The 12,971-nt window shown below is 64.4% G+C and carries 8 protein-coding genes; all 8 read left to right on the plus strand.

The window, feature by feature from the left end; all coding sequences use genetic code 11:
* Positions 1–87: 87 nt before the first annotated feature.
* The 8 genes from RMO95_RS01815 (at position 88) to RMO95_RS01850 (ending at position 12,822) form a co-directional block, all read left to right on the plus strand.
* A complete protein-coding gene (locus tag RMO95_RS01815; RefSeq protein ID WP_310448876.1) occupies positions 88–480 on the plus strand; it encodes an ORF6N domain-containing protein in 393 nt (130 codons plus the stop codon).
* An 83-nt stretch (positions 481–563) separates the two neighbouring features.
* The gene (locus RMO95_RS01820; RefSeq protein ID WP_310448877.1) at positions 564–3,179 is read left to right on the plus strand and encodes an AAA family ATPase; all 2,616 of its coding nucleotides are present in this window, start codon (positions 564–566) and stop codon (positions 3,177–3,179) included.
* Between the two features lie 8 nt (positions 3,180–3,187).
* The gene (locus RMO95_RS01825) at positions 3,188–4,183 is read left to right on the plus strand and encodes a virulence RhuM family protein (RefSeq protein ID WP_310448878.1); all 996 of its coding nucleotides are present in this window, start codon (positions 3,188–3,190) and stop codon (positions 4,181–4,183) included.
* Between the two features lie 83 nt (positions 4,184–4,266).
* The gene (locus RMO95_RS01830; RefSeq protein WP_310448879.1) at positions 4,267–7,011 is read left to right on the plus strand and encodes a PD-(D/E)XK nuclease family protein; all 2,745 of its coding nucleotides are present in this window, start codon (positions 4,267–4,269) and stop codon (positions 7,009–7,011) included.
* A 109-nt stretch (positions 7,012–7,120) separates the two neighbouring features.
* A complete protein-coding gene (locus RMO95_RS01835) occupies positions 7,121–10,678 on the plus strand; it encodes a UvrD-helicase domain-containing protein (protein WP_310448880.1) in 3,558 nt (1,185 codons plus the stop codon).
* Positions 10,679–10,697: 19 nt separating this feature from the next.
* Positions 10,698–11,630 (plus strand): exopolyphosphatase, encoded by a 933-nt coding sequence (locus RMO95_RS01840; protein WP_310448881.1) that lies wholly within the window; start codon positions 10,698–10,700, stop codon positions 11,628–11,630.
* Between the two features lie 21 nt (positions 11,631–11,651).
* On the plus strand, positions 11,652–12,089 hold the full coding sequence (locus RMO95_RS01845) for a hypothetical protein (RefSeq protein ID WP_310448882.1): 438 nt from the start codon (positions 11,652–11,654) through the stop codon (positions 12,087–12,089).
* Positions 12,090–12,366: 277 nt separating this feature from the next.
* The gene (locus tag RMO95_RS01850; RefSeq protein WP_310448883.1) at positions 12,367–12,822 is read left to right on the plus strand and encodes a hypothetical protein; all 456 of its coding nucleotides are present in this window, start codon (positions 12,367–12,369) and stop codon (positions 12,820–12,822) included.
* The last annotated feature ends 149 nt before the right edge of the window (positions 12,823–12,971 follow it).

The following is a 12,971-nucleotide window of genomic DNA, read 5'->3' on the forward strand; positions in this document are numbered from 1 at the left end:
ATCCATCGCTGGCTCAATCGCTCACTGTATTCAAGCAATGTCGAATGCATCGACTGGCGAGATGCAGCCGAAAGAGACTGATCCGCAATGACCAATATCGCTCCCAAACCTGAAAATCTGGCGCAGCTCGTCTTCCTTATCCGTGGCGAAAAGGTGTTACTCGATGCCGACCTTGCCATGCTTTACGGGGTGGAAACCGGAGCGCTGAACCGGGCGGTCAAGAGAAACCTCGACCGCTTCCCGGACGATTTCATGTTCCAGTTGGGCAGCGAGGATTGGGAGAACTTGAAATGCCAGATTGGCATTTCAAGTGCGTCGACCGCCGCATCAAACGACAAGCAAAGTGGCCCAATGCGGTCGCAGATCGTGACCGCAGGTACGCTCGACTATGGCATATTCTGTTTGTTCCACTGGGTATCGAGAGTCGGCTCTGGCGATACGGCGATGCAGTCATCAAGGGAGGTGTCTTCCGTTCTATAGGCAAGCGGAATCTCAGGGCGGATCGCGTTGAAGGTCGTCAACCACTTGGGAGATGAGGTGATGAAGGTATCTCGGGTTGTGTAATGGCACTAATTGATGAAATTCTAAAGTGGTCAGAAGAGAAGCTTCCTCTCTGGCAGCGAGATGCGGCACGCCGGCTTTTTCAACAAGAGACGGGCTTGTCTGCTGAAGATTACGGGGATCTGTATGCCTTATTGAAAGCAGCTCATGGATTGCCCAATCCATTGGGGCTGACACCAGAGCCGCTAAAAGCGGCTCATCTGCCAACAATACTTCCTGCTGGCGAGAAAGTTGTTCTACAGGCGATACGTGATTTGGTGCATGTGAATCGGATTGCGCCGGGGCAAAAGCTGAATTTCGCCCAATTGGGATTGACGGTGATCTACGGTGGGAACGGAAGCGGGAAATCGGGCTATGTAAGAGTAATGAAACGAGCTTGTCGTGCTCGAGACCAGGCGGAGAAAGTCCATCCAGATGCAAACGATCCTGCCGCCCTGAATCGGATACCTAAGGCGATATTCGACATTGACATTGGTGGGACGTCCAAGGCTGTGCACTGGACTGGTGATAGTGATTCACCTGACGAACTGGCTGCGATATCAGTCTTCGATTCACACTGCGCGCGCGCCTATTTAACGACCGAGCAGGATGTCGCATATCTCCCCTATGGACTGGACGTTGTTGAGAATCTTGCCAATAAAGTTCTACCGGAGTTGGCACGGCGCCTTAACGAAGAGATTGCAGCAATCAGTATCGATCGTCAGCCACTCCAGCATTTGGTTGGCGAGACGGAGGTTGGGCGACTGGTTAACGCCTTAAGCGAAAAGACAAGTTCTGCCAAGGTCAAGGCTTTTAGCACATTGTCCGAGATCGAGACGGCAACGGCTAAGGAACTCGATGCAGCACTTGCTGAATATGATCCAGCGAAGAAAGCAAATGAGCATCGCCTTTCCGCGGGACGACTAAAGAGTTTGGCGGAAAGGATTGAGACCGCTTTGTCCTGGGTCAGCGATGCCGCTATAGATAAACTCAAGAAAATCACCGATGCTACGATCACTGCCAATAAGGCTGAGAAGCAAGCCGCAGAAGCACTTCAGTCAGGAGAATCACTTTTGCCTGGAACAGGTGAGCCGGTATGGAAGGCATTGTTTGGTGCAGCACGCAAGTTCTCAACAGAGGTTGCCTATCCCGAGCATGTGTTCCCTCATATCACTGGCGATGCAAAATGTCCGCTCTGTCAGCAACCGTTGAACGATGCAGGTGAACGGTTGAACCGATTTGAGGAATATATACAAAACGACGTTGCTAAAGCTGCCGCCGAGCAGCGGCAAAAACTTGAAGCGACAAAGATAAAGATTGAAAGAGCGAATTTGAGTGTTGGTATCGACGATTCTCTCGTTGAAGAACTAACGTTACTTGATGATGCCATCGCGTCAAGTATCGGTGCTTTTGAGCGAGACATCGAGGCCCGCAGAATTTGGATGCTTCAGAATCTCAATTCCTATACGTGGGAGGACGCGCCTCCGCTTGGCGAGAATCCACGTAAGAGGTTGCGAAATCTTGCTGCACACCAGTTCAAGTCGGCAAGAGTGTTTGCCCATGCAGTAGACGAAGTTAAGAAGAAATCGCTGATAGCCAAGCGGGAAGAACTACGGGCTCGCCAGAATCTTTCAGCAAGCCTAGACGCAGTGCTTGGCCTGATTGAGCGATTGAAGATGAGACAGGCGCTAAAAGCCTGTGAACAAGATCTCAAAACAAGGCCAATTTCAGATAAGTCAAAAGAATTGGCAAGTGGTGCCGTTACCGTTGCGCTAAAGAATGCACTGGATGAAGAATTCAAGTCTCTCGGAATAGGTCATATACGAACCAAGCTCAAAGATCGAAATGACAAGGGAAAGATTAAGCACCAATTGCTTCTTGATCTCCCAACGACGAACAAGCTGGAGCAGATACTTAGTGAAGGTGAGCAGCGAGCCATCGCGCTGGGTTCATTCCTAGCAGAATTGAAGCTTGCGAATCATGCATGTGGCATCGTTTTTGATGATCCAGTTTCATCGTTGGATCACATGCGTCGAGGAAAAGTTGCAAAGCGATTGGCAGCGGAGTCTAAACAAAGGCAGGTCTTGATTTTCACTCACGATGTTGTGTTTCTTCAGCAATTGCGAGATCAATGCGACAAGCTGAATGTGTCGCCCCTATTTTGTCGTCTTGAGGCGAACGGTGGTTTCTACGGCAACGTAGCCGAGGGACTTCCATGGGCGCATAAGAGCTACGGCGAAAGAATCGATTTCCTCGAAAAGGCGCAAAAGCGATTCGAGAAAATGCCATGGCCTGCTAACCCATCAGAGGAACTGACGAGCGAGATGATCAGGCAATACAGTTTTCTCCGGGCAACGATTGAGAGAGTCGCGCAAGATTTTGTTCTCAATGGCACGGTGCAGCGTTTCAAAGATTACATAGACGTAAAGAAGCTGAAGCTGGTGATTGGACTTCAGGAGGCAGAAGTAGTTGAGATTCTCCGTATTAATCAGCGTTGCCATGATTTGGTCGAGGCTCATGATCCGTCGTCGGCAAAAGATGAGCCACCACCGACCGCTGATGAACTTAAGCAAGACATTGCGGATTTGAGGAAACTGATTAAAGACATCACGGATCGGCGAACAGGCGCGGCACAGTGATGAGGGCAATGCAGCAATTCCTGATCTATCAAAGCGAAGACGGCTCCACCCGCATCGACGTGATGCTGGAGGCGGAAACTCTTTGGCTGAACCAGAGGCAGTTGACCGAGTTGTTCGGCAAGGCCAAGGGCACGATCAGTGAGCACATCAAGAACATTTTCGAGGATGGCGAACTGGCGCCGGAGGCAACTGTTCGGTTTTTCCGAACAGTTCAAACCGAGGGTGGGCGGGAAGTGAGTCGCGAGGTCGAGCATTACAACCTCGACATGGTGCTGGCCCTCGGCTTTCGGGTGCGCAGCCCGGTCGGCGTGCGCTTTCGGCAGTGGGCCAACGACAAGCTGAAGGAATACATCGTCAAGGGTTTTGTGCTGGACGACGCGCGCCTGAAGAATCCGGACAGGGGCCGCGATTACTTCGACGAGCTGACGCGCCGCCTGCAAGACATCCGCACCAGCGAGCGGCGCTTCTACCAGAAGATCACGGACATCTATGCCACCAGTGTCGACTACGACGCTAACCACCCGCTGACGCAGCAGTTTTTTGCCACGGTGCAGAACAAGGTCCATTACGCCATCCACGGCCAGACCGCCGCCGAACTGATCGCCGCCCGCGCCGACAGTCGCCTGCCGAACATGGGGTTGACGACCTGGGAAGGGGCGCGCATCCGCAAGGCCGATGTTGGCGTCGCCAAGAATTACCTGAACGAGGAAGAACTGCGCGCCCTTGGCAATCTGGCCGAGCAGTATCTGATTTTTGCCGAAGGGCAAGCCGCGCGGCGTATTGCCATGACCATGCAGGACTGGATCAGCAAACTGGAAGGTTTTTTGACGCTGAACGACCGCGAGATTTTGCAGGGTGCGGGCAAGGTGACGGCTGAGTTGGCCAAGGCGCACGCCGAACAGGAGTTCGACAAGTTTCGGGTGCTGGACGACCGGCGTTTCGAATCCGACTTCGATCGCATGGTGAAGCAGTTGCCGACCAGAACGCCGGGGAAGGCGGATTGATGGATCATCTGCCGGCGACAGGTGTCGAACCTGCCGCGGACTCTGCCAATGATCCACGGAAATAATCGCGGTTCGGCTCTGCAATGATCCGCCCCGATCTGCCTCGAATCTCGTTGTCCGACCTGCCCGGCGGGCCGGAGCCGGTGGTGCTGTGCGCCACGGCGCGGCTGGCGGTCGGCTTGCGCCAGGCGCATGGCGAGTTGCAGGTCGCGCGCGGCGCCACGGTCTGGCGCGCGCTGCAGAGTTCGACGCCGGCCTTGTGGCTGGACGCGCTGGTTTCGCGCGCGCTGTTGCGCGGCGAGATTCCGCTGGCCGGCGTGCCGGGCACGTTTCTGACCTGGGCGCAGGAGCGCAGCCTGTGGGAACAGGCCATCGCCCGCGACACCGGCGCGGCGGCCGAACTGTTCGACCGCGAAGGCATGGCGCTGGCGGCGATGGAAGCCGCGAGCCTGCAGCGGGCTTGGCGCATCGAGGTGGACGCGGCCCTGCATACCGAGGAATACCGCGCCTTCCTGCGCTGGCAGGAGCAGGTCGCCGAGGCCTGCCGCGCCGGCGGCTGGCGCACGGCCGACGAAGTTCTGGCCGGGCGCATCGAATGCGTGGCGCGAGGGCTAGGCGGCCTGCCGGCGCGCATCGGCATTGCCGGCTTCATTGCGCCCGACCCGCTGCTGTCGCGCCTGCTGGTGGCGCTCGAAGCGCGCGGCGTGGAATTGTTCCAGCTCGATTTCGGTCGCGGCGATTCCGCGCCCGCGCTTGGCGCCGGGCTGTCCGACGCCGAAGCCGAATGCCTGGCCGCGGCGCGCTGGGCGGGGGAACGTCTGGCGCGCGATGGGAGCGCGCGCCTGCGCATCGCTGTGGCCGATCTGCCAGCGCGGCGGCGGCTGCTCGAATCGGCGCTGGAAGAGGCGCTGCATCCCGATGCGGTAGGTGCCGGCTGGGCCGCGCTGGAGCGCGACTACGCCTTCGTCGCCGGCTCGCCGCTGGCGGGGGAACCCTTGGTCGATGCCGCGCTGCGCCTGCTGCAGGTCTTCGTCCATCCGCGACGCGTGGCTCAGGCCGAGTTCGGCGCCTTGCTCTGCGGCGGCGGCTGGTCGGCCGATGTGCTTGAGGCCGATGCGCGGGCGCGCGTCGAAGCCGGCTTGCGCGAGCGGCTGCCGCCCGAAACCAGCCTGGAGCGATTGGTCCGCGCCATCGGGCGGCTGGCGGCCGATGCGCGTGCCGCGCTGGCGGTGCCGCAACTGCTGGCGCATCTGGGCGCGTTGCAGGATGCCGCGCGCGCCGCGCCGCGCCGCCAGCTTCCTTCCGCCTGGGGCGGCGGGTTTGCGGCGCTGCTGGCGGCGCTGGGCTGGCCCGGCCAGCGCCCGCCCCTGGCGGCCGAAGCGGCGGCCTGCGATGAACTGCGCACGGCGCTGGGCGGCCTGCAGGCGCTGGATGCGGTGCTCGGGCGCATCGATGCCGGCGAGGCGCTGCGCCAGTTGCAGCGACACTGCCGCGACCAGGCGTTCGCGGCGCCGCGGCAGGGCATCGCGCGGGTCGAGGTCTGCAGCCTGGGCGATGCGCTGGCGGGCCCGGTCGACGCGCTCTGGGTCATGGGTCTCAACGAAGGCGCGTGGCCGCCGGCGCCGCGCCCGAATCCGCTGCTGCCGGCCGAATTGCAGCGCCGCGCGGGGATTCCCGCGGCGCGCGCCGACAGCCTCGCCGAGCAGGCGCAGAGCCTGCAGGCCGGGTGGTGCGAGAGCGCGGCCGAAGTGGTGTTCTCTTGGGCGCAGCGCGACGGCGAACGGCCGCTGCGGGCAAGCCCCCTGCTGGCCGGGATTGCGCACGGCGAGTGGCCGCCGGTGGTGGTGCTGCCGTTCCCGGCGGAGCCGCTTGAGCGCATCGACGACGCCATCATGGAGCGCATCGATGATGCGCGGGCCCCCCCCGTCGGCGCCGGCGAGCGCGTGCGCGGCGGCACGGCGCTGCTGGCGGCGCAGGCGGTGTGTCCGGCCTGGGGTTTCTATCAATACCGGCTCGGCGCCGCCGTGTTGCCAGCGCCAACTCTTGCGCTCGACGCCATGGCGCGCGGCTCGCTGTTGCACGCGGCGCTGGAGGAATTCTGGCGCGGACGCTGTCTTGCCGACTTGCTGCAAATGGACGCGGATGCCCGCGGCGGCGAAATCCGCCGCGTCGTGGCGCAGGCGCTGGCCGAGTTCGATCGGCGCGAGACCGCGCCCTTGCCGCTGCGCCTGCGCCAGCTCGAAGACGCGCGGCTGCAGGCGCTGCTGGCGGTCTGGCTGGAGCTCGAAGCGCAGCGCGCGAATTTCCGCGTCATCGCCTGCGAGGAGAAGCACGAACTCGACATCGAGGGCCTGCCGGTGCGCGTGGTGATCGACCGCATCGACGAACTCGACGACGGCCGGTTGGTAGTGATCGATTACAAGAGCGGGCGCAGCGTCTCGGCCGACAGCTGGGCCGATGCGCGCATCGGCGAACCGCAGTTGCCGATCTACGCCGCGCTGGCCTTCCCCGACCGCGACCTGGCGGCGGTGGCGCTGGCCCGCGTCACGCGCGACGAGCCGGGTTTTCTCGGCGTGGCGCAGGATGACGGCCTGCTGCCCGAACTGAAGTCGCTGGCCGCCCAGCGCCGGCGCTACGCGGATGACGAGTTTCCCGACTGGGACGCCCTGCGCAATCTCTGGGCCGAGCGCATCCGCGAGATCGCGCTCGAAGTGAAACACGGCGTCGCGGCCGTGGTCTTCGACGACGAGAAGACGCTCGACTATTGCGAGGTGCGCCCGCTGCTGCGCCTCGCCGAGCGTCGGCAACAGTACGAGGAAGGACAATGAGCGCCGCCGCCGGGCCGTCCCAAGGCGGCGCAAGCCAAACCCGGAGCCGGCATAGCCGGCGAACCACAGTCACCCCCGCTCCTGGAGCGGGGGCGGGGGGTGAGCCCTCATGACGGACTTGCTGCGCGAAGACGAGGAAAACCGCCGCCGCGCGCTGGAGCTGGCCTCCTTCATCGTCGAGGCGCCGGCCGGCGCGGGCAAGACGGAACTCCTGACGCAGCGCTATCTGCGCCTGCTGGCATGCGTCGAGGAACCCGAAGAGATCATCGCCATCACCTTCACCAACAAGGCCGCCGGCGAGATGCGCAGCCGCATCGCCGAAAGCCTGGAACTGGCGCGCGCGGGCGTGCCTCCGGAACTGCCGCACAAGCGCATCACCTTCGATCTGGCGACGGCCGCGCTGGCGCGCTCGGAGGAGCTCGGCTGGCAGATCGAGACGCAGCCGGGGCGCCTGCGCCTGACCACCATCGACGCGCTGTGCGCCGGGCTGGCGCGGCAGATGCCGCTCTTGTCGCGCTTCGGCGCGCAGCCGGCGGTGGCCGAAGACGCCAAACGGCATTACGAGGAAGCCGCGCGGCGCGCGCTCGACCATCTCGAAGCCAAGGGCGAGGACGAACGTGAACACGCCGAGGCGGTGGCGACGGCGCTGGCGCATCTGGACAACGACGTCGCGCGGCTGGCGCGGCTGCTGGCCGAGATGCTGGCGCGGCGCGAGCAGTGGCGCGAGATATCCCGGCTCGACGACCCCGAGGCGGCGATCGGCGAGGCGCTCGAGGAAATGGTCGCCGAGGAACTGGCGCTGGTCGCGGCTGTCCTCGACGACGCCTGGCAAGCGCCGTGGATGCCGCTGGCACGCTTTGCCGCGGCCAACCTGGGGCCGGATTCGGCCCCGGCCGCGATATGGCCCTTCGCTGGTGCTGCCGATTCTGATGTCGATGGCGTAGGAGCGAGCTTGCTCGCGAATTGCCCGATTCGCGAGCAAGCTCGCTCCTACGGCGAGGAGTTGTCGCCCGAGATCGCCGAACTGCCGCGCTGGCGTGCGCTGGCGGAATTCCTGCTGACGCAGAAGGATGAGCCGCGCAAGACCGTGAATGTGAAAAACGGCTTTCCGGCCGGCAAGGAGTTCAAGCCGCGGAAGGACACCATGCTCGAACGCCTTGCCGCCCTCGACGGCGCGGCGGTCACCGCCCTGCAGCGCCTGCGCGAACTGCCGGCGCCCGATCACGATCATGACGACGTGGTGCGTGCGCTGGCGCGCCTGATGAAGCTCGCCGCCGCCGAACTCTGGCTGGTGTTCCGCGAGGCCGGCGAAGTGGATTTCGGCGAACTGGCGGCGCGCGCGATCGCCGCGCTGGGCGAGGAAATGGACCCGACGGAACTCGGCCTGCGCCTCGATTACCGCATCCGCCACCTGCTGGTCGACGAGTTCCAGGACACCAGCCCGACCCAGATCGAACTGCTGGAACGCTTGACCGCCGGCTGGCAGCCCAATGACGGTCGCACGCTGTTCGCGGTCGGCGATCCGATGCAGTCGATCTACCGTTTCCGCAAGGCCGACGTCGGGCTCTTCCTGCGCGTCGCCGAACGCGGCATCGGCGCCCTGCGGCTCACGCGCCTGCGCCTGTCGCGCAACAACCGCTCCTGCCCGCAGGTGGTGGATTGGATCAACGTCTGCTTTCCCGCGGTGTTTCCCGTCGCCGACGACCCCTTGCGCGGCGAAATCCGCTACCGCGAGTTCGTCGCCACGCGCGCGGCGGCGGAGCAGGGCGGCGTGCAGTTTCATGCCGTGGCGGCGGAGCCGGACGAGGCGGCGCGCGCCGAGGCGCAGCAGATCATCGCGCTGATCGAGGCCGAATGGCGAGCAGACCCGGCACGCAACATCGCCGTGCTGGTGCGGGCGCGCGATCACCTGTCGACGCTGGTCGCGGCGATCCGCCGCCACGGCGCGGGCTGGCGCTTCTCGGCGGTCGAGATCGAACCCCTGGCCGGCCGCCAGGCAGTGCAGGACCTGATCTCGCTGACCCGCGCGCTGCATCACCGCGCGGACCGCCTGCACTGGCTGGCGATATTGCGCGCGCCTTGGTGCGGCTTGCGGCTGGCCGACCTGCACGCGCTGGCCGCGGACGATCAGCAGAGCACGATCTGGTCGCTGCTGCATGATGCCGAACGCATCGCGCGGCTGTCGGCCGACGGTCGGCAACGCCTGCTGCATCTGCGCGAGGTGCTGGCCGAAGCGCTGGCGGGGCAGGGCCGGCAGCGGCGCCGGCGCTGGATCGAGGATGCCTGGAAGAAGCTCGGCGGCCCGGCCTGCCTGGCCGGCGCCAACGATGCCGCCGACGCGCAGGCTTTCTTCGCCCGGCTCGATGCGCTGGATGCCGCGGGGCGCTTCATGCTCGACAGCCTCGAAGACGACATGGCGCGCCTCTACGCCGCGCCCGATGCGCAGGCCGACGGCCGCCTGCAACTGATGACCATCCACAAGGCCAAGGGGCTGGAGTTCGACACCGTGATCCTGCCGGGCCTGCATCGCGAGCCGGCCGGACGGGACACGCCGCTCCTGGCCTGGGACAGCTTTCCGCTGGCGGACGGCGAGCGCCTGGTCGCTGCGCCGGTCAACCGGCGGCGCGCGCGTGCGGCGGGCGCGGCGGGCGCGGCGACGGTCTACGATTTTCTGCAGCGCATGGAGCGCGAGCGCAGCCGCAACGAGGAAGCCCGCGTGCTCTACGTCGCCGCGACGCGCGCGGTGCGCCGCCTGCATCTGGTCGGGGTGCTGCGCCGCGACGAGATGGGCGCGCCGGTTGCGCCGCGCAGCGCCTCGCCGCTGGCGCGGCTGTGGCCGCTGCTCGAAGCCGATGCGGAATCTGTAGGGCCGGCATCAACCGGCCACAGCGGCGAAGATGAGAATGTAGGGCCGGCTTCAGCCGGCCACAGCGCTGCCAGGGATGGCGGCGAAGATGGCGGACTGAAGTCCGCCCTACGGTCCGCGCCACAATCCGCGCCACCGCCCGCCGCGCAGGACGAGTTCGCGCATTTCGTGCCGCAACTGCAGCGCCTCGTTGCGCCTGCCATCCCAACGGCATGGCAGGCGCCGGCCATGATCGAGGCCGCGCCGCCGCTCCGCGAGGAAACCGCCGATGCGCTGGCCGCCGCGGTCGGCACCCTGACCCACGCCGTGCTGGAACTCGTCGCCGCCGATCCCGAGGCCTGGCCTGCGCCGTGCGTGGACGAACGCCAGCCCGGCTTCGAGCGCTGGCTGGCCAGCCGCGGCTGGTCGCCGGCCGAGGCCCGCTCCGGCGCGGCGCGGGTGGCGCGCCTGCTGGCGACCACGCTGGCCAGCGCCGACGGGCAATGGGTGCTGCGCCGCCGCGCCGACGCCGCGGCCGAACTGGCGCTGACAAGAGTTGGCGCTGGCGCTACGGCGCAGACGCGCGTCGTCGATCGCAGTTTCGTCGAGGACGGCGTGCGCTGGATCATCGACTACAAGACCGCCGATCTTGGCCAGCACGCCGACTCCGAGCGCCTGCGGGCGCACGCCGGGCGCTACCGGGCGCAGCTCGAAGCCTATGCCGTGCTGTTCGCCGACGAAGCCCTGCCGCAGCGCCTCGCGGTGTTTTATGCCGCGCACGGCATCCTGGCGACTCTGGAATACAATCCCCTCCACGTCTGAGTCTTCAGGAGGAAGCCACATGTCCGACAAGAAATACCGTCTGGTGACGCGCAGCGATTTCGACGGTCTGGCCTGTGCCGTCCTGCTCAACGAAATCGAACTGATCGACGAGATCAAGTTCGTTCATCCCAAGGACATGCAGGACGGCAAGGTCGAGATTTCCGAGCGCGACATCACCACCAATCTGCCCTTCGTGCCCGGCGTGTTTCTGGCCTTCGACCACCACCTCTCGGAAACCTTCCGCAATCCCGGCGAACGCCCCAACCACATCATCTATCCCGACGCGCCCTCCGCCGCGCGCGTGGTGTTCGAGCACTTCGGCGGCAAGAGCCGCTTCCCGGCGCCCTTCACCGACATGATGCTGGCCGTGGACAAGAGCGATTCGGGAAATTTCACGCGCCAGGAAATCCTCGACCCGAAGGACTGGGTGCTGCTCAACTACCTGATGGATTCGCGCACCGGCCTCGGCCGCTTCCGCGAATTCCGCGTCAGCAACTACCAGTTGATGATGGACCTGATCGCCTACTGCCGGCACCACGGCATCGACGAGATCCTGGCCCTGCCCGACGTCAAGGAGCGCGTCGATCTGTATTTCGACCACGCCGACCGCGCCAGGGAACAGATCCGGCGCTGCACCCGGATTTACGACAATCTCGCGGTGCTGGACCTGCGCAACGAAGACACCATCTACGCCGTCAATCGCTTCATGATCTATGCGCTGTATCCGGAGATCAACATCTCGATCCACGTCCTGTGGGGCGTGCAGAAGCAGAACACGGTATTCGCCACCGGCAAGTCCATCCTCAATCGCAGTTCCAACACCAACATCGGCGAGCTGATGCTGTACTACGGCGGCGGCGGCCACGAGAACGCCGGCACCTGCCAGATCGCCAACGAAAAGGCCGAGACGGTGCTGCAGGAGCTGATCGCGACGATCAATCAGGATGGATAGCGCCGTACCCGGCAAATTCGATTGAAAACGCCGTATCGGACTCTGTCTGCCAGGAATTCCGCTTCGCGGGCTGGCAAGCGCCAACTCCTGGCCCATGCAATCCTGGCCATCGCCGGTCTGTTGCTGGCCGGCGCGGCCGGCGCGCAGGCTCCCGCCCACGGCCGCTATCGCTGCTACGGGTTGCCGGCTTATACCGTCATGGCCTGGTTCGACCTTACCGCCGCCGGCATCAGCGTCAATGGCGACACGCCGCGACCGGTCCGCGTCGATGCCGCCACGGGCCGCATCGAGCTACCGCGCGGGCTGCTGCCGCCTTACCGCCACGGCTTCTTCTTTCTGCCCGGGGCGAGCGGCGGCGATGCCGAGCGCATCACCATCGTGCTCGCCGCTCGCACCGACGCGCGTCCCGATCAGCGTGTCTGGGCGACGTTGCCGCGCTGCTACCTGACGACGCATTGAGCCCATGCCAAGCTTCCGGCCGTTGCGTCCGCAGCGCGCCCTGGCTCCGCTGCGCGACGTCGACCCCAAACTGCGCCGCACGCTGTCGCGGATGTGGACCGAGATCAAGAGACGCTGAAAGAGTTGCCGCTGGCACCACGCCGATCGGGGCGCGCGGACTCCTCGCTGGCCAATATCGGACGTCGTTTTTTCCTGCCGAACCCTTGCTGCCTGCATAGAACGCGGCTATGCTGACGGGGTAGCCGGCGGTGGCCGCCGGCGCAGCGCAGAGGAAACCATGGCAGGCAGAAATATGGCAGCCAAGTGGGCAAGCAAGTGGGCAACCTCGGGCCTTCCGCCCGCGCAGGCAAGCGCCGCGGCGGAAGGCATCGTCCGCGCCGCTACCCAAGGGGCGATCCAGCGCGCGCCGGGCGGGGTGGTGCTGAAGAAGCTTGGTCCCGACGCACCGGGCGCCAAGCGTCTCGCCGCACGCTACGGCGAGGCTCTGGTCTGCGTGCGCTACCGCGAGGATGCGGCCACCCAGCGCCGCTACACAACGGTGGAACTGGTGGTGGATTTGCGTCCCCTGCCGCCTCCCGTCATGGTTCGCATCGACTTCGAGGAAACCGAACTGCGCCTCCGGGTCAAGGCCGCCGGCGGCCTTTGGGACGGCAAGCGCAAGCTCTGGCGGGTCCCGGTCCCCGTCGTCCGGGACCTCAAACTAAGCCGTCGCGTGGTACGCGCCGATACCTAGATATGGCAATTTCAATATATCCATATCCGGACAGGAGTTGCCATATCTGGGCATGTTTTTCCAGATATGGCAATTTTCTGTTGGGGTCCACTTAACGTTGGGGCTCTCCATCGTGAGCGCGTTTCGTCATCCACTGGTCGCGTTGTCCG

It is taken from the genome of Sulfuritalea sp. (assembly GCF_031426875.1).
In the GTDB taxonomy this organism is placed as follows: domain Bacteria; phylum Pseudomonadota; class Gammaproteobacteria; order Burkholderiales; family Rhodocyclaceae; genus Sulfuritalea.